The sequence below is a fragment of the Roseateles amylovorans genome (assembly GCF_025398155.2).
GTDB lineage: Bacteria > Pseudomonadota > Gammaproteobacteria > Burkholderiales > Burkholderiaceae_C > Roseateles > Roseateles amylovorans.
This window is the reverse complement of the sequence record NZ_CP104562.2, coordinates 5063178-5086875: the sequence shown is the minus strand read 5'-3', so window position 1 is coordinate 5086875 and position 23698 is coordinate 5063178. Positions and strand designations below refer to the sequence as shown.

Sequence of the window (23698 nt, the reverse complement as noted above, 5' to 3'; positions counted from 1 at the left end):
CGAAGCCGTGGCCAGGGTCACACGTCCAGCATCGGCCCGAGCGCCAGCACCAGCGCTTCCAGCGCCGGTGGCGCCTGCACCGACAGCCGCACCCAGCCCGGCATGCCGAATGAGCTCGCATCCCGCAGCTTGATGCCCTGGGCCCGCAATCGGGCCAGTTGCTCGGCGGCGGTTCGATGGTCGGTGCTGGGCAGCCGGGCCAGCCAGAAGTTGGCGACGCTGCCGGCGCGCTGGCGCATGCCCAGCGAGGCCAGCCGTCGCCACTGGATGCCTTGCCAGTCGCGCAGCACCTGCAGTGATTCACGCAACTGCGACTGCACTGCGGGCAAGGTCCAGGCCATCAGCATCGCCTGGCCTTCGGACGACAGCACCCAACTGGACGCCAGCGCGAGCAGTCGCTCCGTGCCGTCATCGGCCCGAGGCGCCAGCAGATAGGCCCCGCGCACGCCGGTCAGTCCCAGGGCCTTGTTGGGACACATCATCCGCCAGGCCCGGTCCGACAGGACCGCCGGCAGCGCGTTGCTGCCGACCAAACGCAGCGGCTCATAGGCCTGGTCCACCACCAGTCGGGAGTCATGCCGCTGCAAGGCGACGTCCAGGGCCAGCCATTCGGCGACGGTGAAGCTGGCTCCGGTCGGATTGCAGGGATCGCAGACCCACACCAGCGCGCGTCGATCCAACTGGTCGAGCAGTGTCGCCAGTCCGGCCGCGTCCGAGTAGCCTCGCACCGTCAGCCCCAGCACCTCGGCCGCCACGCCGTAGTCGGCAAATCCGGGCTGCGGCACGCACACGGTGGTGACGCCCTCCAGCAGCGCCGCCAGGCTCAGCCGACGGATCGCCTCCGAGCCGCCCGCACACGGCAGCACCCGCGAGGGATCCACGTCATGCCAGTTGCCGAGGCATTCACGCAGGGCTGCATACGACGGATCCGGATAGCGCAGCCGATCGGCCTTGAGCACCGCATCCATCGCCAGCGGCGGCGGCCCCAGCGGGTGACCGTTGGTCGAGAAGTCATGCAGGATCGGGGGCCCGTTGTCGGTGCCGCCGTGGACGATGCTCACCACCATGCGCCTCTCATTCCGGCGGCCGCAGCCGCCATCACCACCGTCAACAGAACCAGGGCCTGCGACGCCAGCCGCTGGGCGACGACGCCATCTCCCGCGCGCACTTCGCCACCGTCCGCATGCAGGCAGTAATGCCCGGGTTTGCTCAGTCGGCGGTCCAGCCGCAGCGCCATGGCGCCCATCGGCCAGCCCCCGTTGGGCGAGGGCGTGCGGCCGGCTTCGCGCCACAGCCGCGGGAGCAGGCGCCCCAGGTGGGCGGGGCGGGTGACGATCAGGGCCAGCCCGGTCAGGCGTGCGGGGATCCACGACATCAGATCGTCGGCGCGTGCGGCCCATTTGCCGGCCCATTCCCATCGGCCGCGGTAGCCCCACATCGCATCGGCCGTGTTGGCGAATCGATAGAGCGCCGCCCCGGGCAGACCGGCGATGGCAAACCAGAACAGCGGCGCGATGACCGAGTCATTCAGGTTCTCGGCCAGGGTTTCGATGGCCGTTTCCCGCACCTCCACGGCGCTGAGCACACGCGTGTCGCGGCTCACCAGGCGGGCGAGCTGGCTCTGGCCGTCTTCCAGCGACCGCGTCAGGGCCACTTCCACCTCGGCGACCTCCTCGCGCAGCATCCGCCAAGCCAGCAAGGGCTTGAGCAGCAGACCCATCAGCAGGCCGGCGGCGATGAGGTGCCCGGGGCCCGCCCACGGCGTGAGCCCGAGCCAGATCAATTGCTCGATCACCAGCGCCAAGGCGATGACCCCTGCGGCGCCCGCCAGCCAGGCCAGTGCGCCCGCCACGAAGGCCATCTGTGGCGCCAGGTTGCACAGCCGTTGCTTGAACAGCCCCAGGTAGCGACCCATGGCCACCACCGGATGCGCCCAGGTCGGCGGCTCGCCCCACAGGCGATCCACGCTCAGCGCCATCAACATGGACAAGGGAAAGAGCCAGCTCATTGGGTGTGTTGTCGGGATCCGGTTGCGAGGCGATGGAAGCAGGGGGCGGAGCGTCGGGCCGCGTGCCGGGCTGCGGGCCGCGCAGAGGCGGAGGCAGCACGGGCGCGCCGGCCTCAGTCCTCGATGCCGCGTTGGGCCGGGACGCCCGCTTTGAAGTGGTGTTTGATCAAGGCCATTTCAGTGACCGTGTCCGCCAGGTCCATGAGTTCCTGCGGGGCGTTTCGGCCGGTCAGCACCACATGGACATGGGCGGGTCGTTCGCGCAACGTGGCCAGGACCGGGTCCAGCGGCAGCCAGCCGTAGCGCAGCGGATACATGATCTCGTCCAGCACCACCAGGAAGTGCTCGCCGCCCAGAATGGTGTCGCGCGCGCGCGCCCAGCCATCGCGGGCCAACTGCGCGGAGTGCTCCAGGTCCTTGCTCTTCCAGGAGAAGCCGTCGCCGAGTCCTTCGATGGGCACGCCCAGTTGTTCAAACACCCGGTGCTCGCCAAAGCGCGCGCTGGGCACCTTCATGAACTGGTAGATCTTGACCGCCTTGCCGCGGCCATGGGCGCGCAGCGCCAGGCCGAAGGCCGCGGTGCTCTTGCCTTTGCCGTCGCCGGTGTGGACCAGCACCAGGCCGCGGCGCTCGCCGCTGGGAATGATCCGTTCACGGTCCACGGGCGGTTGTTCAATCTGCATCGCGAGGCGTCTCCATCAACATGTCGTTCAGCGGCCGGCGATGGCGCCAGCCGGTTTCTTCCAGCATCGGCTGGTCATAGAAGCGGTCCACCGGTCCGAGGCACAGCAGCCCCAGCGGCTCGCTGCCGGTCGGCAGGCGCAGCACCCGCGCCAGCTCGACCGGGTCGAACATCGAGACCCAGCCCATGCCCAGGTGCTCGGCGCGGGCGGCCAGCCACAGGTTCTGCACCGCGCAGGCGGCGGAGCACCAGGCCATCTCGCGCGGCAGGCTGCGGCGTCCGAAGACGGTGCCGTCGTCCGGCGCGAGCACCACCGCCAGCAACTCCGCGCAGTCCCGCAGGCCTTCGACCTTGAGCTGCATGAAGGTCGCACCGCGTTCGCCCAAGGCCTCGGCGGTGCGCAGCCGTTCCGCCTCCACCAGCGGCACCAGTCGTTCGCGCCAGGCCGGCACGCTCAGCCGCATGAAGCGCCACGGCTGCATCAGGCCCACCGAAGGCGCCTGGTGCGCCGCCTGCAGCAACCGTTCGAGTTGCCCGTCCGGCAGCGGCGGCGAGGGCGTGAAGTGGCGCACGTCGCGGCGCAGCTCGATCGCGCGGTAGACGGCGTCGCGTTCGGCGTCGGTGAATCGGTGTTGGGCGTCGGTCATGGGTGTCCTCGCAGGGCAGGCGCACGGCGCGATGCTGCCCTGTGAGCGACCAGCGGCAGGTGGTTCATGTCCGAACACCGGGTGAGCCCGATGCGGCCGAGGCATCTGATGCAGCGGCTGCGAGCGCTCGGTCACTGGCCGACCTGCCGCGCCACCGGGCCAGGAATCGAGTTGGCCGGTTCATCGATCGCCCTTGAAGAAGGCCGCCACCGCGGCGGGGTTCGACGCAAAGTAGTGGTGCACATAGCTCGCGCGCAGCGAGCCCTGCGCATACAGCGGCTCGGCCGTGCGGCCGGCGTTGGGATTGCGCGCCGTGGCGATCGGCGCCAGCGGCGTTTCCATCGTCGAGTAATGGAAGCTGTGGCCGCGCAGCTCGCCTTCGGGCCAGGTGATGGCTTGCAGCCCCAGTGCCGCGAGCTTGGGTTGCAGCCGGGCCTGGCCGGGCATCAGGCCGGCCATCGGATGGTCGATGCCGTCGGCATCGGTGAGCGCGTCCAGCAGCACCAGCATGCCGCCGCATTCCGCCAGCAGCGGTCGGCCCGCGCCGAGGTGTTGACGCAGGGCGTCGAAGAAGCGGGGATGCTGCTGCAGCGCCGGCGCATGCAGTTCCGGATAGCCACCGGGCAGCCACAGCGCATCGCAGTCGGGCAGGTCATCACCGGCGATCGGGGAGAACAGTCGAACATCGGCACCCAAGGTGCTCAGCATCGACAGATTGGTCGGATAGATGAACGAGAAGCAGGCGTCCTGCGCGACCGCAATGCGCCGGCCCGACAAGGGCTGGCCCAGCGCATGGATGGGATCGGCCGGTGCGGACGAGAAGTCCACCGGCCGCCACAGCGCCTCGCTGGCTTGGCCGTGTGCGCAGCCGGCGTCCCAGGCGTCGGCCCAGGCGTCGAGCTGCGCGTCGAGGTCGGGCAGTTCCAGCGCCTGGACCAGGCCGAGATGACGCTCCGGCAGGCTCAGCGCCGGCGCCCGTTTCAGTGCGGCCACCAGCGGCAGATCGGCCGGCAGGCCTTCGGCCAGCAGCGCGGCATGGTGATCGCTGCCCACCCGGTTGGCGACCACGCCCACCACCCGCACATCGTCTCGGAAGCGCGCCAGCCCGGTGGCCAGGGCCGCGAAGGTCTGCGCCATGGCGGATGCATCCAGCACCACCATCACCGGCAGGCCGAAGGCGGCGGCCAGGTCGGCGCTGCTGGGGTTGCCGTCGAACAGGCCCATCACGCCTTCCACCAGGATCAGGTCCGCGTCTCGCGCGGCATCGGCCAGCAAGGCGCGGCAGTGGTCGACGCCGCCCATGAACAGATCGAGCTGATGGACCGGATGGCCGCTGGCGCGCGACAGGATCATCGGGTCCAGGTAGTCGGGACCGGTCTTGAACACCCGCACCCGCTGGCCGCGTCGGCGCGCCGATCGCGCCAAGGCGGCGGTCACGCTGGTCTTGCCCTGGCCGGAGGCAGGGGCGCTGATGAGCAGGGCGGGGCAGGGCATCGGGGGTTCCTGGGGGACAGTCATTCGGGGAGGGAGGACGCGGCCGCGCTCAGGCATTCAGCGCGATCCAGCGGCCTTGCACCTGCAGGATCAGCAGGCGCTGCTGGAACACCTGCTGCAGGGCGGCGTGGGTGGCGGTGTCATGCGGCGGCCCCTGGTGGACGATGCGACCGTCGTCCATCACCACCAGCAGGTCGGCCTGCATGGCGATGTTGAGTTCATGCAGCACGCTGACCACGGCGGCCCCATCGCGCACCCGTTCGCGCACCAGATGCACCCAGTCGCTTTGATGCGGCGGGTCCAGATGGGCCAGGGGTTCATCCATCAGCAGCACGCCGGATTGCACCGCCAGCGCGCGCGCCAGCAGCACCCGCTGGCGTTCGCCGCCGGACAGGCTGCCCAGCGGCCGCTCCCGCCATTCCCAGCTCTGGGTCTGGCGCATCGCCAGTTGCACCGCGGTGTGGTCCTGCGCATTGGCCGGCGCCAGCCAGGCCTGATGCGGCAGACGGCCCAGCATGACCACGTCGAAGGCGGTCAGGTCCTCGGCGGTGGATTCGTTCTGGCCCATCCAGGCGATGTGCCGTGCCCGCTCACGCGCCGGCCAGGCGGCCCAGGGGCGGTCGTCCAGCGTCAGGCTGCCGTCGAAGGGCAGCAGGCCGGACATGGCGCGCAGCAAGGTGGATTTGCCCGCGCCGTTCGGGCCGACGATGGCGGTCCAGGCGCGACGCGCGGGGGCCAGCGTCAGCGGTTTCAGCACCGGACGTCCCGACAGTGCCAGCGCACGCAAGGTGATGCGAATGGCGGGAACCGGCTGCAGCGCGGTCGCCGCCAGCGGGTCGCCGGTCTGATCGGCCGGGGCCGTGCCGATCGCATGCTCAGCGGGCATCGCCAGTGACGACGGGCTGGAGGCAGTGCCGCGGTTCATCGCGCACCTCCCAGCGAGGACTTGCGTCGATGCATCAGCCACAGCAGATAGCTGCCGCCCAGCAACGCGGTGATGATGCCCACCGGCAGTTCCTGCGGCGCGATCACCCAGCGGGCGCCGATGTCGGCGGCCAGCAGCAGCGCGCCGCCGGTCAGCGGCGAGAGCAGGAGCAGCGCGCCGTGGGTGGTCGGCCCCCAGCTGCGCACCAAATGGGGTGCCACCAGGCCGACGAAGGCAATCAGGCCGCACTGCGCCACGGCCGCGCCGGTGGCCAGCGACAGCGCACCGATGAGCAGCAGCCGGATCAACGTCAGCCGTTGGCCCAGCGAGCGGGCGGTGTCCTCGCCCAGGGTGAGCGCATCCAGCGCGCGGCTGCAGCCCAGCGACACCAGCAGGCACAGCACCATCGCCATGGCCATCACCTGCACCGCACTCCAGCCGACATAACCGGTGCTGCCCAGCATGAAGGCCTGCATGGCGCGCAAGATGTCCGGATTCATCAGCGTCAGCAAGGCGGCGCCGGAGCCCAGCACCACACCCACCACCACGCCCGCCAGCAGCAGCCGCAGGCTCTGTTCCACACCGCGTGCCAGGATCAGCGACAGCACCACCGCGAACACCGCACCGGCAAAGGCCGCGCCGGTCATGCCGATGCGCAGCGCCAGCGCGGTGGCCGGCGGCGACAGGCCCACCAGGAAGTTCAATGCCGCCACGCCCAGCGAGGCGCCGGCCGAGCAGCCCAGCAGATACGGATCCGCCAGCGGATTGCGAAACAGCCCCTGCGCGACCGCACCCGCCAGTGCCAGCAGCGCGCCGGCCAGCCAGGCGCCCAGCGAGCGCGGGGCGCGGATGTCCCACAGGATCTGGCGCAGGGTGGGGTCGTTGTCGGTCCAAGGACTGAAGCCGGTGCTGCCGATCGACAGCCCCAGCAGCATCAAGACCGCACACAGCACCAGCAGGGCGGCCAACTGGATCGCCGTGCGCGCGCTCATCGCGAGCATCAGCGCATGCCTCCAGCCGGCGCGTTGAACGGCGCGGTCGGCCAGGTGACCGGACCGGCGGCCGCATCGCGCAGGCAACGCGCCATCAGGGCGGCGGCTTCCGACATGCGCGGGCCGGGGCGCACCAGCACATCCGATTCGGCGGGCGCCCAGACGCAGATCTTCTGCTCCCGCACCGCGCGGATCGCCTGCCAGCCGGGCCGTTGTGGCAGGCCGGCGGCATTGCGCTGGCCCACCATGATGACCTGCGGGTCGGCGCGCACGATGGTTTCCGGATTGAGCTTGGGGAAGGGCCCCAGCGCCGGCGGCAGGATGTTTTTCGCGCCCAGCCGCGTCAGGATCTCGCCGATGAAGGAGGTGCTGCCCGCGCCGTACGGCCCGGCATCGACCTCGTAATAGACGCTCAGCCCGCGGGCGGCCGCAGGCAGGGAGGCGGCGCTTTGGGTGATGTGGCCGTCGATGCGGTTCCAGAGGCGGCGTGCCTCGTCCTGGCGGTTGAGCACCTGACCGACCTTGCCCAGCACCCGCTGCACATCGTTCAGGCTCTTGGGCTCCAGGGCGATGACCTGGATGCCCAGCGATTCCAGCCGGTCGATGACCCGGGCCGAGATCCCGAGCAGCACCACATCGGGCTTCAGCGCGATCAGCATCTCGATGGCGGTGTCATCCAGTCCGCCCAGCTTGGGAAGGGTCTGCACCCGCGCCGGGAAGTTGGAGAACCGGTCCACGCCGACCAGCTTGTCGCAGTCGCCGAGGTCGCAGACGGTCTCGGTCAGCGAGGGCAGCAGGCTGACGATGCGCCGGGGCGTGTCGGCCAGGGTGATGGTGTGGCCGCGATCGTCCTTGACCGAGATCGGGGCCGCGTGGGCGGCGTTGAAGGTCGACAGCGCCAGGAGCGCGACCCAGGCGGCCGCCACCGGGGCGGCGATCGATCGGGCGAGGGCCCGCAGGCCGGTGGGCGGCATCGACCTGTCCTTCGTGTCCTTGGTGGCCTTGGTGCTCATCGTGTCGATCGTCTCGGTCGTCTCGGTCGTGTCCATCATGTCCATCGTGCCCATCGGATTCATGCGTCGTTTTCCAGTGCGTCGCCATGGCGAGGGCGCAGCGTCGTGGGATGGGTCGGTGTTTGCCCGTCACCCGTCGCTTCGGCCAGCGCGTCCAGGTCCTGCACCGGCCGGGTCCAGGGCTGTCCCGCGACCATCAGCGTCAACTGGGCGCACTGGCGGGCCACCAATTGGTTGAGCCGGCCCAGTTCGTCCACATAGGCGCGCACTTCGCGCCCCATCGGCATCACGCCCCAGCCGACCTCGTTGGAGACGAACACCACCGGCGACGCCAGCGTAGGCAGCAGCCGCTGCAGGTCGGCGCATTCGCCGCGCCAGTCGTCCCAGCGGGGCTCGCCATGCATCGGCATCAGCCAGTTGGTCAGCCACAAGGTGAGGCAATCCACCACCAGCAGGCGGTCGGGCGAGGCGCTGCGCTGCAGGGCCTCGGACAACTGCAGCGGCGCTTCGACGGTGTCGAATCCCGCCGGACGGTCTGCGCGGTGACGGGCGATGCGCTCGCGCATTTCGTCGTCATGCGCCTGGGCGGTGGCAATGACCGCCACGCGACGCGATCCGCCGGCCATCCAGCGCTGCGCCAGTCGCTCGGCCTGGCGCGACTTGCCACTGCGTTGACCGCCGACGATGAGGTGATGCGCAGCCATTCGGCCTCTCCTGCACGGCGCTTCGGCGCCGTTTGATGTCATGCCCGTGGGGATGGTCGGCGCGGTCGGCACTGACAGGCCTGCGCGCTGACCACCGTCCGTCGCCATGGGCGGTCAGAGCGACGGTGAATAGCGCAACATCACGAACCAGGTCCGCGGTGCCTGCGCATAGTTGTTGGCGGTCATGTAGCGGCGGTCGAACAGGTTGTCGACATTCAGCTGCAGCCGCCAGTCCTTGGCGATGCTGTAGCGGGCGTCGAGATTCCACAATCCGTAGCCGCCCAGGCGGGTGGTGTTGGCCGCGTTGTCCCACCGCGAGCCGGAACCCTGCCAGGTGGCGCCAAAGGCCCAGTCCGGCAGCGGGGTTGGCTGGAAATCAGCGCGCACGCTACCGAACCGTTTCGCGCGCCGCTGCAGGGTTTTGCCGGTGCTGTCGTCGGTGGGATCGCTGAAGTCCAACTGCCCGCTCAGGCCCACCGGTCCCAGTTGGGCGCCTGCTTTCAAGCTGGTGCCTTGCAGCGTGGCGCGCGCGACGTTGCCGTAGCAGCCGACGGTCGACCGACAGGTGCCCGCCGCGCCGAAGGCGATCAGGTCGCTGACGCGGTTGTGATAGGTGGTGATGGCGGCATTCAAGTCGCCCTGTTCCCAGGCCAGTCCGATCTCCCGGTTGTGGCCGCGCTCAGCGCGCAACGGCGCCACACCGGGCAGGCTCAGGTTCGGGCCGTAGACGCTGCCCATCTGATAGAGCGTCGGCGCACGGAAGGCGTTGCCGGCAGCGGCGGTGACGCGCCATCCGGCACCCAGCCGGTAGCCTGCGGCCAGCGTGCCGGTGTTGATGCGGCCGAAGTCGCTGTCGTCGTCATGCCGGCCATGGGCCTGCAGGCTGAAGGCGCCCGCGCTCAGCAGGTAGCTCAGTCCGATGGCGTCATCGTGCCGCTCATCGCTGCCCGCCGGCACCAGGGCGGTGTTGTCCAGACGGTCTTCGCGGCGCTCGACCAGCGCATTGATCTGGTGGCGCTCGTCGAGCTTGTAGAAGCCCTGCAGCGTCGCGGTTCGGATGCGGGTCTTGCTCAGATAGGGCGACGAGGGCTTGGTCTCCAGCGTCTGGCGCGATTCGGCCACATCGAGCTGGGTCGACAGCGCCGGGGACCACTGGCCGCTCCAGCCCGCGCGTGCGGCTTCGCTGGTGGTCAGGGTGCGGTCGTCGGCGTTCTTGCCGGCGTCGTAGCCGCTGTCGGTGCGGCTCTTCAGGCCGACCACTTCCAGCCGATGCCCGGCCGCGATCTGACCGCCCAGGCGCAGGCTGGCGCTGTAGTTGCGCCAGCCGTCCTTGTCCGGTTGGTAGCTGGTGCTCTTGGCATTGGTGAAGCCGTTGAAGCCGGTGCCTCGATCGCCGCTGAGCGAGGCCGCGTAATCGAAGCGGCGGTCGCCACCGGAGACCCCGATGTCGGCCTTCACCTGACCCAGGTTGCCGGCGCCCACGCCCATGTCCAACTGGGTGCGGCCGCTGCCCTTGCGGGTGAAGATCTGCACCACGCCGCCGATGGCGTCGGAGCCGTAGAGCGCGCTGGCCGGGCCCTTGAGCACTTCCACGCGCTCGATCTGCGAGAGCGGCAGGTTCTGCCAGTCGGCGCCGCCGGTGGATTGCGACTCCACGCGCACGCCGTCGATCAGCACGATGGTGTGGCGGGATTCCGCGCCCCGCACGAACAGCGAGGTGTTGGTGCCGGGACCACCGTTGCGGGTCATCTCCACGCCCGCACGGTTGCGCAGCAGGTCGGCGACATTGCCGTAGCCCTGGCGTTCGATGTCCGCGCGGTTGAGGACCGTGAGGTCGCCCAGCACGTCGGCCAGACGCATCGGGCTGCGGGTGCCGGTGACGGTGACCTCATCCAGCTGGCCCAGCGGGCGTGTGCCGGTGGCCTCCGACGAGATGGCGGCCAGGGCGATCGACCCGGTGCCAAGGAAGAGCGAGGTGGTCAGGACGGCCGAGGCCAGCGCCGACGGCGTGTGGACGAGCAGCGATCGGGCGCGAGGCCGGATGCGCGAGACAGGGGAGATCATGAGGAAAGCCAACGACGATCCAGGCGCCAGCTTCCCCGCAGGCACCTGTGACACGACACGGCATCGGGTGATGGCGTGTCTCCTGTTGGCCGGTATCCGGGCTGGTGGCGCGATGCCTGTGTCCTTCCCAGCGCGCGAGCGCCAGTGGACGTGGGGACAGGCATTGCCGGCTCGATGCCGAGGTCGCCATACCGTGTGTGTCAGGCCGGGGCATCACGGCTGCGCGTCCATCCAGCGGAAGCGGGCAGGTGATGTCCATGCGGCACACAGACAGGGATGGAGGCGTCGGATCGTGGCCAGCGACCACTTACCGTTGCGGGGACAGCTCAGGTTGGCTGACGAATCGACGAGACGTCGGCTTCCTGATTCCCGTTTAACTGCACAGGCGCAATGCCTGCACGAGCACCAACGAGGCGCATTCTAGCGGGGGTGGGGTCCGCAGATGCCGCTCGCGTCAAGCGTCGGGACCGGAGAGCACCGGCCGCGGGGGCGGTGACGGCTTGGGAAGCTTGGGCGGCTTCAGGGGCGATGCTGGGCTGTTCGGGTCCTTGGGCTTGGGCGTGGGATCTGTGGGCGTGGGATCTTTCGGTTGGGGATCCTTCGGCTTGGGGGGCTTGGGATCCTTCGGTGGGCGCTTTTTGGGATCTTTTGGCTTGGGCAGCGCCTTGCCGGCGGCAGATGCCATGGCAGACGGTGCGGCGATCCCATCGCGGATGGCGCTGGGCGATGCCGATCGTCGCGCTTCGAATTCCGCGCGCTGGCGCCGCAATTGTTCGGCGTCGCGTGCTTCGCTGGTCGCACGGCGCTGGGCCGCTTGGCGTTGGTCGGGCGTGACCCGGTCCTCCGGCAGTGGGACGGCGCGGCCGGCGGCCTCGGCCGGGCACGGCGTGTCACGCAAGTCCTGACCCTGCGGGCCGCATCGAAAGTAGGTGGTGAGGCCGGAGGTGGCGCGGGCGGGCGGCTTTGTTCGTGCCGCTGGCGCGGCGGAGGGCGGCGTCTCCATCAGCTCGTCCGCGGTGGCCGAGACCGCCGCATCCGTCATCACCAGCAGCCCCACCAGAACACCGAGCGAGATCGTCCGAAAGAGCAGGGCGGGTCGCTGGCGGTGCATGGGGGCCTCAGGTGTCAGAGCGGCCGTTGCCGGTCGCCGAGGGAGGGCCGGCGACCGCAGCCGAGGGCGCTGGCGGTGTGCCGCTTGATTCACCGGCGGGCGCACCGAGCGGCGCACTCACCGACGTACCAGTCGACACACCGGCCGAAGTGGGCTTGCCCTCCACAGGCGCAGCGGGGCGAGGGGGCTTGGGCCTCGGCGGCTTGGCGTGGATCTTGGTCAGCGCCTTGTCCATGTCGCCCTTGAGCATCAACTGGACCGCCTCCATGGACTTGGCGATGCAATCCTCCACCGCTTGACGATCGGCCAGCGGCGGCTTGCGCAGCACATAGTTGGCCACTTCCGCCTTGTGGCCCGGGTGGCCGATGCCCAGTCGCAGCCGCCAGAAATTGGCCGAGCCGAGTTGGGCCTGCATGTCCTTCAAGCCGTTGTGGCCGCCGTTGCCGCCGCCTTGCTTGAACTTCATCTCACCGGGCGAGAGGTCGAGCTCGTCGTGGATGGCCAGGATCTCTTCGGGCGCAATCTTGAAGAAGCGTGCCAGCGCCGCCACCGACTTGCCCGACAGATTCATGTAGGTCATGGGCTGCAGCAGCCAGATGGGACCGTCCGCACCGGGCGCGTGGTTCACCCGGGCCACCAGGCCGTGGTAGTTGCGGTTCGCCTGCAGCGAGGCGCCCAGGCTGCGTGCGAGCGTGTCGATCCACCAGAAACCGGCGTTGTGGCGGGTGTCTTCGTATTCGGTGCCGGGGTTGCCCAGGCCAACAAAAAGTCGAATCATGGAGCGGGATTATCGAGTGAGCGCGCAAGAAAAAAGGCCCCGCTGAGCGGGGCCTTCCTTCGGGGGACACTCCCTGCGAAAGGGGGTGTCCGAACCGTCGAAGAATTACTTCTTCTTCTTCTTGCCAGCGTCGGGCGCCGGAGCGGCGGCGACGATGATCTCTTCCACAGCGGCCGGCACCGGGGTGGCGACCACCGGGTTCGGCTTGCCATGGGTGACGATCTTGATGTGATCGGCCACCTTCAGGTCGTTCACATGCACCGAGTGACCCATGGTCAGGTTGCTCAGGTCCACTTCGATGAACTCGGGCAGCTGTTGGGCCAGGCAGGTGATTTCCACTTGGGTGATCACGTGGTTGACGGTGCCCTTGTCGGTCTTGACGGCCGGCGACTCGGCTTCACCGACGAAGTGCAGCGGCACCTTCTTGGTGATCTTGGTGGTGGCGTCCACGCGCTGGAAGTCCACGTGCAGCACTTGCTGCTTGTACGGGTGCATCTGGTAGTCACGCAGCAGCACTTGCGTGTTGGTGCCGTTCAGTTCCATGTCCAGAATCGAGCTGTGGAAAGCTTCCTTCTTCATGGCGTGGAACAGCGCGTTGTGATCCAGCTCGATGCTGGCGGGCTCGCCGGCACCGTAAACGATACCGGGCACCTTGCCAGCGTTACGCAGGCGGCGGCTCGCTCCGGTCCCCTGCAGCTTGCGCTCAAAAGCGACGAATTTCATAGTTGACTCCAATGTGACGAAACGCCCCCATGGCGTTTCGGTGTGAAGGCCCCGCGACCAGGCGCCTTCGTTGAAAGGCCGCTGTCCTTGCGAACAGCGGCCGATGCAATGGCGATCAGAAGTTCATGTTCTGTTCGCTGAACAGCGAGGTGACCGACTCGCCGTCCGAGATGCGACGGATCGTCTCGGCGAACAGGAAGGCCACCGACAGCTGACGGATCTTGCCGCAGGCCTTGGCGGCTTCCGACAGCGGAATGGTGTTGCTGATCACGACCTCATCGAGCTGCGATCCGGCAATGCGCTCGATGGCGGGGCCGGAGAGGATCGGATGGGTGCAGTAGGCGAAAACGCGCTTGGCGCCGCGGTCCTTCAGGACTTCGGCCGCCTTCACCAGCGTGCCGGCGGTGTCGATCATGTCGTCCATGATCACGCAGTTGCGGCCATCGATCTCGCCGATGACGTGCATGACTTCGCTGACGTTGGCCGCAGGGCGGCGCTTGTCGATGATCGCGAGGTCGCAGCCCAGTTGCTTGGCCAGTGCGCGGGCACGGACCACGCCGCCGACGTCGGGGCTCACCACCACCAGGTCGGTGTAGTTGCGCGACTTGAGGTCGGACAGCAGGACGGGGGAGGCGTAGATGTTGTCGACGGGAATGTCGAAGAAGCCCTGGATCTGGTCGGCGTGCAGGTCCATCGTGAGCACGCGCTCGACGCCGACGGTTTCCAGCAGGTTGGCCACGACCTTGGCCGAGATGGGCACGCGGGTGCTGCGAGGACGACGGTCCTGGCGTGCATACCCGAAGTAGGGAATCACGGCGGTGATGCGGCGCGCGCTGGCGCGCTTGAGCGCATCGACCATGATGAGCAGCTCCATCAGGTTCTCGTTGGTCGGCGCACAGGTCGGCTGGATCACGAAAACGTCGCGAGCGCGAACGTTTTGCTGGATCTCGACAGTGACTTCGCCGTCAGAGAAACGTCCCACCACGGCCTTGCCGAGCTCGAGGCCCAGATGCGTGGCGATTTCTTTGGAGAGCGACGGGTTAGCGTTACCCGTGAAGAGGACGGTATTGAGCAGCACAGCAGGCCATCCTTGAGAGATTTGTGGCCCGGTGGCCAACCCAGCGGGTCCCGGATTGAAACTAAGAAATTTGGCAGGGGAGGAAGGACTCGAACCCTCGCATGTCGGAATCAAAATCCGATGCCTTGACCAACTTGGCGACTCCCCTACACCGGACGTTGTGCGTGGCACAACACCCTACAACCTTCAGTCGACTGCCCAACCGCGAAGCGGGTGAACATCCAGACTGCGACATATTCTTCCGACCCAACCATCAGGTAAACCTGCCAGTGTCGCCTTGAGATTTCTCTCAGAGTCAGAAGCGATGTCTGCTTCCTGCTGCGAGCCAGAATTATATTCCGATTCGCGATCAGCTGAATCCGAGATTCTAGCAAATACTGCACTGCCTGAACCCGTCATTCGGCTATTGCCGTAGCGAGTTTGCAACCATTGCAAGGCTTGAGAGACTTCGCCGCTCGCAGCTTCCGCCGGAGGTTGCAGATCGTTTCTGCCCCAACCGTTGCACAGCTGCTGTGCGAGATTCCCAAGCGCTGGGTATTCACCTGATTCGCTTGATTCACCTAAGCGTTCGGTCCCGGTATTCAGAAAACCCGTTGAATTCGTGGAGGCCGAGTGCCTTGCCGAATGTCTTTCCGAGTTGTCTGCGTCGCGTTCTTCGTTCGCTGCAGGAAAGCCCGCTACTATAGCCACGGAATTTGACCTTTGCAACAGCGGGCTCGAAAAAATTTCCTTGGTGCCGATACTCACGCCGGGTTTGACCACGGCCAGCCGCATCGCCGGCACCGTCATCGGATGCAACACCTCGCCGATGCCCTCGACCCACGCATTGCGTCCGCCGACGAAAAACGGCACATCCGCCCCGAGCTTCAGCGCCAACGGTTGCAGTTGGGACCGCGACCAGTTCAGTCCCCACAAACGGTTCAGCGCCAGCAGTGTGCTGGCCGCATCGGACGAGCCACCACCCATGCCCGCGCCCGAGGGCAGTCGCTTCTCGATGTGGATGTCCGCCCCCATCGTGCAACCGCTGGCCTGCTGAAGCGCCCGCGCGGCCCGCAGGCAGAGATCGTCCTCCGGCAGGGCATCGCCACGGTCATGGCGTTGCAGTCGGCCGTCGATGCGGCGCTCGAAGTGCAGCGTGTCGGCCCAGTCGATCAGGATGAACAGCGACTGCAGCAGGTGATAGCCGTCCGGCCGCTTGCCCACCACGTGCAGGAAGAGGTTGAGCTTGGCCGGTGCCGGAACGTCGTAAAGGGCTTGCATGGGGCGGGAAGTATGCCGTGGGGCTGCGAGGCGCGCCGATCAGGCACCCTCGGCGTGAGCCGATCGTTTGAATCGCCGTGGGGAACGCTGGCAAGGGAGCCGCGCCACTGCGGCACCTCAAGGCTTGTGGATGCGGCTTCTGTATTCGGCTTCTGTAAGCGGCCTGTAGCGGCGGCGTGTCAAAGCCGCTTATAGCGGAGGAGAGCGGTGGCGCTACGGCGTGTCGTCGAGCTTGAGCCGCAGGGTGGCGATGGCCTCGCCACCGTCGGGATTCAGGCGCTGGGCCGAGATCAATCGATCGTTGAAGCGCCGAAGGTCCACCTGCCAGCCGAGTTGCTCGAAGCCCTGCTCACCCACGGGCCGATGCGCGGCCTGCGGCCAGGGGCGGCCCTTGAGCCAGTCGAACAGCGCTTGCACCGGCAGCGCCTGGCCCAGCAGTTCCTGGGTGAGGGATTCGACGTCGTCGTACTGGCGCTCCTCGTCGGGCGTGCGCAGCGACACCCACCCCGGCTGCCACGAGACTCGGGCGACCAGGCTGCCCATGGGCGTGCTCATCTCCAGACGGCCGCGTCGCGGATCGCCCAGCAGCTCGAAGTTGGCGGTGACGTTCTGACCGCGCGCCTGCCCGCCTGCGCCCGCCGGCACGATGAGACCGAAGCGCCCGGTCAGGCGCGGCGCATCGGCGAGCAGCGCGCTTTCCTGTTCGCTGACCTTGGGCACGCTGCTGCAGCCGCTCAGCCACCAAGCGGTGGCGGCGAGTGCCGCCAGGGAGTCGCGTCGACGCATCAGGGGCGAACCTGCAGGCGTTGCAGCACGCTTTGGATCGCTTCATTGCGGGGATCGCGCTTCATGGCGTCGGCAAAGATGCGGCGCGCCTCGTCCTGCTGGCCTCCGGCCCACAGCACTTCGCCCAGATGGGCCGCGATCTCGGGGTCGGGCCGCGAACCATAGGCCTGACGCAGCAGGCGCTCGGCTTCGCCCAGTCGACCGAGGCGGAACTCCACCCAGCCCATGCTGTCGACGATGAAGGGCTCGCCGGGTGCGAAGGTGAGTGCCTTGGAGATCAGGTCGCGAGCCTCTTCCAGCCGCTCATTGCGATCTGCCAGCGCATAACCGAGGGCGTTGTAGGCGTGGTAGTGCTGCGGCTTGAGCCGGATGACCTTCTGCAGCAGCGCTTCCATCTCCTTCATGCGGCCCAGCTTCTCGGCCATCATCGATTGTTCGTAGAGGAGATCGGTGTCTTCGCCGTTGCGCTCGATGACCTGTCCCAACAGGTCATAGGCCGCCTGCCACTGGCGGTTGTCGCGCAGCAGTTGCGATTCGGCGAGCACTTTGGCGCGCTGATCCTGTTCCCGTTCCGCCGGCAGGGCCTGCAGCAGCTGGCGACCCTGGTCGAGCTTGCCCTGGCGTGCCAGCAGCGAGGCGCGTCGATAGGCGATGTCCAGGTTGCCCGGCGCGGCGTCGATCTCGCTCAATCGCGCTTCGGCGGTCTTCAGGTCACCCCGCATCTCGGCGGTCTGCGCCAGCAGCAACAAGCCTTGCTGGCGGGCGTCGCGTTCGGTCGGGTCCACTCGCGATTGCAGGCCCGGTTGCTGGGCCAGCAGCTTCATGTAGCGCTGCAGTGCGGATTCGGCGGCCTCGGTGTGCTGCAGGTCCAGCTCCAGCGAGCCCAGTGCCAGCCACGGGCCGGGGTTGTCCGGCGATTCCTGGGTCAGGATGCGGAACTCGCGAGCCGCATCGGCAGGGCGCTGGGCTCGCGCCAAGGCGCGACCGTAGGCCAGGCGCAGGCTCTGCTTGTCGGGATGGGCCTGCAGCTCGGCAGTGATGAGCGCTTCGGCCTCTGGACGTTGCGGCAGCAGCTCGAGCGCCAGCAGCAGCGGCTCATCGCGATCCGGGAATTCCTTGGCTGCAGTGCGCACATTGATCAGCGCGGTCTCGGCATTGCCGGCGGTCTGCGCCAGTCGGGCGATCACCATCAGGGAGATGAACCGCGTCTCCGGCTTGGCGGCGGTCTCGCGCAGCAAGGGCTCCAGCGCGTCCAGCACCCGCTTGGGCTCGGGGCTACGCTGGAAGAGCTGAGGAATGCTGGCCAGCAACTGGCCGCGCGCTTCCGGCGCATTCATCGACAGCAGCGCCCGCAATGGCGCAGCGACTTCGGCGGGGCGATTCAGCAGGGCCAGCAACTGGACCAGCGTGCGATGGGCTTCCTGGGAGGTCGGCAGGGTGTCGCGCCAGGCGCGGGCGGCAACCAGGGCCTGGTCACCGGCACGGCCTTGCAGGGCGATGCCGACCACGCGGCGGAAGAGCTCTTCGTCGCTGCTGCGACGCGCCGCATCCAGCAGTACCTGGAAGGCGACGCCGGCCTGGCCGTTCTGGAGCTCGAGTTCCCCGACCAGCAGTTGATAGAAGAGCGGTGCATCCAGGTCGGAGTTGACGATCTCTTGAGGTGCGGAAGCTGCAGAGGCGGCCGGCTCTGCGGCGACCGGTGCTTCCGGCGCCGAGGCCGCCGACGGTGCCGCCGGCGAGGTGGATTGAGCGTGAGCGGCGCAGCTCAGGACGAGGGCGACGGACAGCCACCAGGGGTGGCGCGCGGAGGCGGACATGAAGGAACTCCTGAACTGACTCGATCGGAACGGGTCGCCGGACCATTCTAGGGAAACTCCGCCTCACGCTGGATCACCCCGCCACTTGCCCTGACGGTGCACCCGTGCGGCAGGCGCCTGCCTGGGCTGCGCCCGGATTGGGGGTGGGCGCGGCCGGCCCATCGGTGTGGCGAAAGATCCTTCGCAGGCGGTCGACCTATGATGCTGGCATGCCCGAGTTACCGGAAGTTGAAGTGACACGTCTGAGTTTTGCCTCGACCATCGAGGGGGCTCGTGTGCTGGACGTGCGAATGGGGAAACCGCTGCGTTGGCCACTGGGCGTGGAGCCCGCGCGGCTGGTGGGGCGCCGTGTCGGTGCCACGCTGCGTCGCGGCAAATACCTCTGGCTGCCGCTGCAGATGACGTCCGGCGAGCCCTTGCCCCATCCCGCTGCCGCCGGTGCGGCAAGCGACGCTCCTTCATGGGAGCCCGCGGTCGACGGCGGGCTGCTGTTGCACCTCGGCATGTCGGGCTCACTGGCCTTTCGCGAACAACCGCCGACGGCCGGGCCGCACGACCATTTCGAACTGGTCACCGATCGCGGCGTGCTGCGGCTGACCGATCCGCGGCGCTTTGGTGCGGTGGTCTGGTCGGAGGGGCTGGATGTCGCACCGGCGGCCAAGCTGCTGGCGGGCATGGGCCTGGAACCGTTCGATGTGGACTTCCACGGCGCTCACCTGCATGAGGGCTTCAAGGGCCGCCGTGTGGCCATCAAGCAGGCCATTCTGGCCGGCGATGTGGTGGTGGGCGCCGGCAACATCTATGCGTGCGAGGCGCTGTTCATGGCCGGCATCGATCCGCGCATGGCGGCCGGCAAGATCAGCCGGCCGCGGGCCGAGAAACTGGCCCGCGCCCTGCGGCAGGTGCTGGGCGAGGCGCTGGAAGCCGGCGGCAGCACGCTGCGCGATTTCAAGGATGCCCACGGCGTGGCCGGCAGCTTCCAGATGCAGGCCCGTGTCTATGGCCGCGAGGGCCAACCCTGCCGCACCTGCGGCACACTGATCCGCCGGATCGTGCAGGGGCAGCGGTCGACCTTCTTCTGTCCCGTCTGCCAAAAGCGCTGACGACCCGCGCTCATCGGTGTGACCTGCACCGAGATCCGCTCCGATTCGATTGAATGCCTGATGACTGACGACGACCTGCACGCCCGCGTGCATTCCCTGCAAGGCGATTTCGCACCGCTGCTGCTGGCCTGGCAGCGACGCGAAGGGCGCCATGACCTGCCGTGGCAGAACACCCGCGACCCCTACCGGGTCTGGTTGTCCGAAATCATGTTGCAGCAGACCCAGGTCACCACCGTGCTGGGCTACTACCGCAATTTCCTGGCGCGCTTTCCCGATGTCGCCGCGCTCGCGGCCGCTCCGCAGGACGAGGTGATGGCCGCCTGGGCCGGACTGGGCTATTACAGCCGTGCGCGCAATCTGCATCGGTGCGCGCAGGCGGTGGTGGAACGCCATGGCGGCGTCTTTCCGTCCACCGCCGCAGAGCTGGCGGAGCTGCCCGGCATCGGCCGATCGACCGCCGCAGCGATCTCGTCCTTCTGCTTCGGCGAACGGGCGGCGATCCTGGACGGCAACGTCAAGCGCGTGCTGGGACGGCTGCTGGCCTTCGATGGCGATCTGTCCCAGGCCTCGCAGGAAAAACGACTCTGGCGCCAGGCGGAGGCCTTGCTGCCGCCGGACGGTGCGGACATGCCGGCCTATACCCAGGGTCTGATGGATCTCGGCGCCAGCCTGTGTGCCACCCGCAGTCCGCAGTGCCTGCTGTGCCCCGTCTCGGCCTTGTGCGCCGGCCGGGCAGAGGGCGAGCCCACCCGCTATCCGATCAAGACCCGCAAGCTCAAACGCGGCCAGCGCGAGAGCTGGTGGCTGTGGCTGGAGCACGAAGGACGCATCTGGCTTCAGCAGCGACCCAACGAAGGCGTGTGGGGTGGTCTCTGGACCTTGCCGCTCTTCGATGACGAGGACAGCCTGAACCGCCACAGCGTGGCGCTCGGAGCGGCGGCTCCCGAAACGCTGCCCCGGGTGAAGCATGTGCTGACCCATCTGGACTGGATCCTTCATCCGCGACGTGCGCTGCTGACGGCCGACACTGCGCCGCCGATCGACGGCGTCTGGGTGGCGCGCGAGCAGTTGGCCAGTTATGCCTTGCCTGCGCCGCTGAAGAAGCTTCTGGACTGAGGTCATCCAGGTCGGGTACGCGACGGCCTCGTGATCGCCGCGCGAGCGGACCTCAAGAGGGCGTGGACCGATCGGGCCAGGCCTCGCGCTGAGACGGCCCATGGTCTTCCGCCATGCTGGACTGCCCCGGCAGATTGAGCACCGGCTCGCCCCACTCGCGTCCGACCGCCTCCGCAAGCCGTTGGAAGACGTCCAGCTTCCCCGCTCGGGTCAGCAACCGGCTGCGGGTGCGCTGTGCCATGTGTTCGCTGGCGCGGGAGGGTTCGCAGTGCACCAGGAAGAGGGCTGAGATGGTCAGGGTCCCAGTGGCTGGATACGGCTCTCCCTGCGCTGGAGGCTCGTCGGCGCGCGTTGAGCAGGGCCAGAGGCCACCGAGGCAAGACGAGCGTGTGGGCATGCGGCACCGAGGGCAGCGGAGTGGACCGGTGAGTCCGCCTCCTTTCGGGGCGGTTTCGAGCAGGGAGCAGCGAGCGGGACCAGGTCGGCGGTGGGCGCGACGTCTCAGATTGACCACCCCCGAGTCAGACAGCCGCCTCAGGCGTCGTTATGCTTGCGCCTTTCCGAACCCCCATTGCTTCAGGGACATCATGCAGAACCCCGCCGTCAAGAGCGCTCTGGAATCCGCGCTGGTCGCCATCATTGTGGGCGGCGCCTGTTTGTGGTTCCTGATTTCGAATGCCCAGGAAGCGGAAGTTGCGCCCGCACGCATCACCATTTTCGGACTCGGCCTGCTGGGCGCCTGCTGCGCCCATCTGGCGTTCATGAGCGTGGCGCTCAAGCGGGCGGGGCGGTTCGTGTTGCCGTGGATGCTGCTGCTGATCTTTCTGTTCCCGATTGCGTCGATCTTCGTCGGGGTCATGTTGATGAACCAGGACGATGACACCGTCAAGCGCGACCAGGCGGGGCCGGCGGTCTGAGGCGCGGCATCCGCGTGTGCCCATGGGTGGCATCCCTCGCCTAGGTGTCGTCGCCCTGAAGCGGCTGACGGGCAGGATGGACCCGAGGAGCGCGGGCTGCGTCATCAGAGCGATCACTCAGCCCACCCAGCCCGGCGTGATGGGTGGGATCCGTTCTGCGGGCTTTTGCAGTTGGGTCCGATGATGGCGTGGATCAGCGGTGCGACGACGAGGCGCTTCCCAAGCGATGGCGATCGTCCAGCAACTGGGCCAACAGGTGTTCCGCCTCCTCGAAAACGGCCTTGATCTCCTTGCGGGGCGGGACGCTGGTGAGATCGGTCACCTCATCCTCCTGCATGCCGAAGAAGCTGCAGCGCTCCTGGGCCCTGAGGGCCTCGGCCAAACGGGGCCGCAGATCGGACAGTACGGCGGGGGGCAGGTCGCGAAACCTGCCATTGTTGAACTCTGCCATCTGGGACTGGAACGTGGCGTTGGCGAGCCTTGAGACGCCCCTTCCCGGCTGCAAGCGCACGGACGGCCCGGTATACGTTGGCTCAGCGCTGACTTTCTGCTGCGCCCCGGCCATGTGCTTCGTCGCGTGCTCCAAGGCGGCGCGTGCCTGCGCCAGCTTTCCTTTAAGGACTGCCTTTTGCGCCATGTCCAGCTTCTCTTTGGCCTCCGAGCGCAGCGGGAACACCTCAGTTCGGTGCCAGTCCATCCTGCTGGTCATGGCGGCCAGGCGCTGATTGCTGGGTTCGCTGTGTTGAAAGTCCAGGACCCTCTCAAGTCGCTGCATCTCCCCTGCGAGCAGCACGACGTCGGCCAAGCGATCGGCGAGCTCATCGGCTTCCTTGGCGAGCCGCACACACTCCCTGGTGCCTGCCGAGGGACTCTTGCCGTACGCGCTGGCTGCACGTTTCTCCAGCTTCTTGAGGTCGCCCGACAGCTCAGGGAGCATCGACATGTCATCTTCGTTGTCGTCCGCGAAGTTGCGAAGGGCTTCTAGCCGAGTCCAAAGCCGCTTGACCGCCCCGTCGAACTGCGACGGGTCCTCGTTGGCCTTGTCCACCCACCCCAGGACTTGCTTGAAGAGGACCTGTTGCTTGTGGTCCGAATCGCAGCGGCGCAAGTCGCGTCGCAGCATCTCGATCTCCTGAAAAGGCGGATGCTTGGCATGCTTGAGGGTTGACTCGGCGCGATCCAGCAGCGTCAGACCGCGATGAGTGAAGTGCTGCCGCTGCAACTCGCGCAGTGACACGGCCGGGGCGCTGGGATCCAGCGCGGCGCAGGCCTCAGGTGGAGACTGGCGGACTGAGGATGAGGAGGGCCACATGGCGTTGAATCCAGTCAGGGGTTGAGCGACACATTCGCGAGCGCACCGTCTTGAGGTGACGATGCGACCGCGAGTGAGTCAGCCGACAGTCTGGAAACGGTTCGCGCTGATCGCCAGCGCAGTCAGTTCGGACGCTTCGCCATGCGCCGCAGGACGACGCAAGACGACGCACGACACCGCAAGACGCCGCAAAACGCAGCACGACGCCGCAGGACGCCGCGAGAGGCGGCCCGCGCTCAGCGAGCGTCGAGCTCCCGATGCCGCTTGAGCACCTGACCGTGGAAAGCGAACTGCTTGGCCAGGGTCTCGACCAAATACACCGACCGATGCTGACCCCCGGTGCAGCCGATGGCGATGGTGAGATAGCTGCGCTGGTCGGCGGCGAAGTTCGGCAGCCATTGCGAGATGAAGGCGCCGATCTGGCTGAGCATCAGACGCACCTCGGGCTGCTGTTCCAGGTAGCTAGCCACCGGCGCATCGCGCCCGGTGAGCGGCCGCAGTTCGCGGTCGTAGTAGGGATTGGGCAGCACGCGGACATCGAAGACGAAGTCCGCATCGCTGGGCACGCCGTGCTTGAACGCGAAGGATTCGAACACCATCGTCAGCGATGAGCCGCTCACCCGCACCAGATCGCGCACCCAGGCGCGCAACTGGGCCGGCCGCAGCTGGCTGCTGTCGATCACCGTGGATTCCATGCGCAGCGGCGTCAGCAGTTCGCGTTCCAGCGCGATGGCTTCCTGCAGCGCGCGATGGGTGTCCCCGTCCTCGGTGGCGCCGGCGCGCAGCGGATGCGGTCGGCGGGTTTCGGAGAAGCGGCGCAGCAGGGTGTCGTTGTCCGCATCCAGGAAGATCGCCCGCAGCGCGACGCCGTTCAGCCGCAGTTCCTTGATGTGCAGCAGCAGCTGCGGCAGCGAGCCCGCGCTACGTACATCCACCGCAATCGCCACCCGACGCTGTGAGCCGCTTTCCTGCTCCAGCTTGAGGAAGTGGGGCAGCAGCTCCGGCGGCAGGTTGTCCACGCAGAAGAAGCCCGCATCCTCCAGCGCATGCATGGCAATCGACTTGCCGCCGCCCGACATGCCGGTGACCAGCACCAGATCGGTGGTGCGGGCGGCATGGCCGGCCAAGCTGTTTTCGCGCGGCGCCGGCGGCACGGGAGCGGTGTGGG

The 23698-nt window shown here is 67.9% G+C and carries 22 protein-coding genes, 1 tRNA gene, 2 pseudogenes and 1 riboswitch; of the genes and pseudogenes, 3 read left to right on the top strand and 22 right to left on the bottom strand.

The window, feature by feature from the left end:
* Nucleotides 1-17: 17 nt before the first annotated feature.
* From N4261_RS21030 to N4261_RS20945, 19 genes and pseudogenes are all read right to left on the bottom strand, one after another.
* A complete protein-coding gene (locus tag N4261_RS21030) occupies nucleotides 18-1067 on the bottom strand; it encodes a pyridoxal phosphate-dependent aminotransferase (RefSeq protein WP_261757207.1) in 1050 nt (349 codons plus the stop codon).
* Nucleotides 1058-2008 carry an adenosylcobinamide-phosphate synthase CbiB gene (cbiB, locus tag N4261_RS21025; protein WP_261757206.1) on the bottom strand — a complete coding sequence of 317 codons (951 nt, stop codon included), beginning with the start codon at nucleotides 2006-2008 and terminating at the stop codon, nucleotides 1058-1060. The genes N4261_RS21030 and cbiB overlap by 10 nt, the downstream gene beginning before the upstream one ends.
* Nucleotides 2009-2121: 113 nt before the next feature.
* Nucleotides 2122-2691 carry a cob(I)yrinic acid a,c-diamide adenosyltransferase gene (cobO, locus tag N4261_RS21020; protein ID WP_261757205.1) on the bottom strand — a complete coding sequence of 190 codons (570 nt, stop codon included), beginning with the start codon at nucleotides 2689-2691 and terminating at the stop codon, nucleotides 2122-2124.
* Nucleotides 2681-3337, bottom strand: a complete 657-nt coding sequence (gene bluB / locus N4261_RS21015; RefSeq protein ID WP_261757204.1) for a 5,6-dimethylbenzimidazole synthase — start codon at nucleotides 3335-3337, stop codon at nucleotides 2681-2683. Before bluB ends, cobO begins: the two co-directional genes overlap by 11 nt.
* 180 nt (nucleotides 3338-3517) lie before the next feature.
* The gene (locus N4261_RS21010; protein WP_261757203.1) at nucleotides 3518-4831 is read right to left on the bottom strand and encodes a cobyrinic acid a,c-diamide synthase CobB; all 1314 of its coding nucleotides are present in this window, start codon (nucleotides 4829-4831) and stop codon (nucleotides 3518-3520) included.
* 49 nt (nucleotides 4832-4880) lie between these two features.
* Complete coding sequence (locus tag N4261_RS21005; protein WP_261757202.1) at nucleotides 4881-5756, bottom strand: ABC transporter ATP-binding protein; 876 nt, start codon at nucleotides 5754-5756, stop codon at nucleotides 4881-4883.
* A complete protein-coding gene (locus tag N4261_RS21000) occupies nucleotides 5753-6757 on the bottom strand; it encodes a FecCD family ABC transporter permease (RefSeq protein WP_261757201.1) in 1005 nt (334 codons plus the stop codon). The genes N4261_RS21005 and N4261_RS21000 overlap by 4 nt, the downstream gene beginning before the upstream one ends.
* On the bottom strand, nucleotides 6757-7722 hold the full coding sequence (locus N4261_RS20995; protein ID WP_435532089.1) for an ABC transporter substrate-binding protein: 966 nt from the start codon (nucleotides 7720-7722) through the stop codon (nucleotides 6757-6759). Before N4261_RS20995 ends, N4261_RS21000 begins: the two co-directional genes overlap by 1 nt.
* Nucleotides 7723-7820: 98 nt before the next feature.
* Nucleotides 7821-8465, bottom strand: a complete 645-nt coding sequence (cobU, locus tag N4261_RS20990) for a bifunctional adenosylcobinamide kinase/adenosylcobinamide-phosphate guanylyltransferase (protein WP_354005378.1) — start codon at nucleotides 8463-8465, stop codon at nucleotides 7821-7823.
* Between the two features lie 114 nt (nucleotides 8466-8579).
* Nucleotides 8580-10529, bottom strand: coding sequence for a TonB-dependent receptor plug domain-containing protein (locus N4261_RS20985; protein WP_261757199.1), 1950 nt, complete (start codon nucleotides 10527-10529; stop codon nucleotides 8580-8582).
* Between the two features lie 70 nt (nucleotides 10530-10599).
* Nucleotides 10600-10942: riboswitch (cobalamin riboswitch) on the bottom strand.
* A gap of 41 nt (nucleotides 10943-10983) precedes the next feature.
* The gene (locus N4261_RS20980) at nucleotides 10984-11640 is read right to left on the bottom strand and encodes a hypothetical protein (RefSeq protein WP_261757198.1); all 657 of its coding nucleotides are present in this window, start codon (nucleotides 11638-11640) and stop codon (nucleotides 10984-10986) included.
* Between the two features lie 154 nt (nucleotides 11641-11794).
* Nucleotides 11795-12418 (bottom strand): annotated as a pseudogene (pth, locus tag N4261_RS20975) (aminoacyl-tRNA hydrolase); the annotation flags it as partial.
* Between the two features lie 105 nt (nucleotides 12419-12523).
* Complete coding sequence (locus tag N4261_RS20970; protein WP_261757196.1) at nucleotides 12524-13141, bottom strand: 50S ribosomal protein L25/general stress protein Ctc; 618 nt, start codon at nucleotides 13139-13141, stop codon at nucleotides 12524-12526.
* 115 nt (nucleotides 13142-13256) lie between these two features.
* Complete coding sequence (locus N4261_RS20965) at nucleotides 13257-14219, bottom strand: ribose-phosphate pyrophosphokinase (protein ID WP_290428835.1); 963 nt, start codon at nucleotides 14217-14219, stop codon at nucleotides 13257-13259.
* 71 nt (nucleotides 14220-14290) lie between these two features.
* Nucleotides 14291-14367 (bottom strand) — tRNA-Gln (locus tag N4261_RS20960).
* A 38-nt stretch (nucleotides 14368-14405) separates the two neighbouring features.
* Nucleotides 14406-14804 carry a 4-(cytidine 5'-diphospho)-2-C-methyl-D-erythritol kinase gene (locus tag N4261_RS26255; RefSeq protein WP_435532088.1) on the bottom strand — a complete coding sequence of 133 codons (399 nt, stop codon included), beginning with the start codon at nucleotides 14802-14804 and terminating at the stop codon, nucleotides 14406-14408.
* Between the two features lie 72 nt (nucleotides 14805-14876).
* Nucleotides 14877-15479, bottom strand: a pseudogene (gene ispE, locus N4261_RS26250) (4-(cytidine 5'-diphospho)-2-C-methyl-D-erythritol kinase); the annotation flags it as partial.
* Between the two features lie 213 nt (nucleotides 15480-15692).
* Complete coding sequence (locus tag N4261_RS20950) at nucleotides 15693-16265, bottom strand: outer membrane lipoprotein LolB (protein ID WP_261757193.1); 573 nt, start codon at nucleotides 16263-16265, stop codon at nucleotides 15693-15695.
* Nucleotides 16265-18082, bottom strand: coding sequence for a tetratricopeptide repeat protein (locus tag N4261_RS20945; RefSeq protein ID WP_261757192.1), 1818 nt, complete (start codon nucleotides 18080-18082; stop codon nucleotides 16265-16267). Before N4261_RS20945 ends, N4261_RS20950 begins: the two co-directional genes overlap by 1 nt.
* 209 nt (nucleotides 18083-18291) lie before the next feature.
* Here N4261_RS20945 and mutM point away from each other — a divergent pair, with 209 nt between their 5' ends.
* Nucleotides 18292-19185, top strand: coding sequence for a bifunctional DNA-formamidopyrimidine glycosylase/DNA-(apurinic or apyrimidinic site) lyase (gene mutM / locus N4261_RS20940; protein ID WP_261757191.1), 894 nt, complete (start codon nucleotides 18292-18294; stop codon nucleotides 19183-19185).
* Between the two features lie 60 nt (nucleotides 19186-19245).
* Entirely contained in the window at nucleotides 19246-20301 is a 1056-nt protein-coding gene (gene mutY / locus N4261_RS20935) for an A/G-specific adenine glycosylase (protein WP_261757190.1), read from the top strand.
* Nucleotides 20302-20353: 52 nt separating this feature from the next.
* Here mutY and N4261_RS20930 read toward each other — a convergent pair whose 3' ends face one another.
* Nucleotides 20354-20542: a hypothetical protein gene (locus N4261_RS20930; protein WP_261757189.1), complete on the bottom strand. Its 189-nt coding sequence runs from the start codon at nucleotides 20540-20542 to the stop codon at nucleotides 20354-20356.
* A gap of 265 nt (nucleotides 20543-20807) precedes the next feature.
* On the opposite strand from N4261_RS20930, the gene N4261_RS20925 reads away from it, so the two are divergent.
* A complete protein-coding gene (locus N4261_RS20925; RefSeq protein WP_261757188.1) occupies nucleotides 20808-21218 on the top strand; it encodes a hypothetical protein in 411 nt (136 codons plus the stop codon).
* 193 nt (nucleotides 21219-21411) lie between these two features.
* On the opposite strand, the gene N4261_RS20920 is transcribed toward N4261_RS20925, so the two are convergent.
* Both N4261_RS20920 and rapZ read right to left on the bottom strand, forming a co-directional pair.
* Nucleotides 21412-22530 carry a hypothetical protein gene (locus N4261_RS20920; protein WP_261757187.1) on the bottom strand — a complete coding sequence of 373 codons (1119 nt, stop codon included), beginning with the start codon at nucleotides 22528-22530 and terminating at the stop codon, nucleotides 21412-21414.
* Between the two features lie 236 nt (nucleotides 22531-22766).
* On the bottom strand, nucleotides 22767-23609 hold the full coding sequence (rapZ, locus tag N4261_RS20915; protein ID WP_435532087.1) for an RNase adapter RapZ: 843 nt from the start codon (nucleotides 23607-23609) through the stop codon (nucleotides 22767-22769).
* Nucleotides 23610-23698 lie beyond the last annotated feature (89 nt).

Bases quoted from the DNA above. Each gene is read 5' to 3' on its own strand.
- N4261_RS21030 (WP_261757207.1), bottom strand. From the start codon at position 1,067: ATGGTGGTGAGCATCGTCCACGGCGGCACCGACAACGGGCCCCCGATC.
- N4261_RS21005 (WP_261757202.1), bottom strand. From the start codon at position 5,756: ATGAACCGCGGCACTGCCTCCAGCCCGTCGTCACTGGCGATGCCCGCT.
- N4261_RS20985 (WP_261757199.1), bottom strand. From the start codon at position 10,529: ATGATCTCCCCTGTCTCGCGCATCCGGCCTCGCGCCCGATCGCTGCTC.
- N4261_RS20995 (WP_435532089.1), bottom strand. From the start codon at position 7,722: ATGCCGCCCACCGGCCTGCGGGCCCTCGCCCGATCGATCGCCGCCCCG.
- N4261_RS20945 (WP_261757192.1), bottom strand. From the start codon at position 18,082: ATGTCCGCCTCCGCGCGCCACCCCTGGTGGCTGTCCGTCGCCCTCGTC.
- cobU (WP_354005378.1), bottom strand. From the start codon at position 8,465: ATGGCTGCGCATCACCTCATCGTCGGCGGTCAACGCAGTGGCAAGTCG.
- N4261_RS20950 (WP_261757193.1), bottom strand. From the start codon at position 16,265: ATGCGTCGACGCGACTCCCTGGCGGCACTCGCCGCCACCGCTTGGTGG.
- N4261_RS21000 (WP_261757201.1), bottom strand. From the start codon at position 6,757: ATGCTCGCGATGAGCGCGCGCACGGCGATCCAGTTGGCCGCCCTGCTG.
- bluB (WP_261757204.1), bottom strand. From the start codon at position 3,337: ATGACCGACGCCCAACACCGATTCACCGACGCCGAACGCGACGCCGTC.
- N4261_RS20930 (WP_261757189.1), bottom strand. From the start codon at position 20,542: ATGGCACAGCGCACCCGCAGCCGGTTGCTGACCCGAGCGGGGAAGCTG.
- cobO (WP_261757205.1), bottom strand. From the start codon at position 2,691: ATGCAGATTGAACAACCGCCCGTGGACCGTGAACGGATCATTCCCAGC.
- N4261_RS20980 (WP_261757198.1), bottom strand. From the start codon at position 11,640: ATGCACCGCCAGCGACCCGCCCTGCTCTTTCGGACGATCTCGCTCGGT.
- mutM (WP_261757191.1), top strand. From the start codon at position 18,292: ATGCCCGAGTTACCGGAAGTTGAAGTGACACGTCTGAGTTTTGCCTCG.
- N4261_RS21010 (WP_261757203.1), bottom strand. From the start codon at position 4,831: ATGCCCTGCCCCGCCCTGCTCATCAGCGCCCCTGCCTCCGGCCAGGGC.
- N4261_RS20970 (WP_261757196.1), bottom strand. From the start codon at position 13,141: ATGAAATTCGTCGCTTTTGAGCGCAAGCTGCAGGGGACCGGAGCGAGC.
- cbiB (WP_261757206.1), bottom strand. From the start codon at position 2,008: ATGAGCTGGCTCTTTCCCTTGTCCATGTTGATGGCGCTGAGCGTGGAT.
- N4261_RS20920 (WP_261757187.1), bottom strand. From the start codon at position 22,530: ATGTGGCCCTCCTCATCCTCAGTCCGCCAGTCTCCACCTGAGGCCTGC.
- mutY (WP_261757190.1), top strand. From the start codon at position 19,246: ATGACTGACGACGACCTGCACGCCCGCGTGCATTCCCTGCAAGGCGAT.
- rapZ (WP_435532087.1), bottom strand. From the start codon at position 23,609: ATGTCGGGCGGCGGCAAGTCGATTGCCATGCATGCGCTGGAGGATGCG.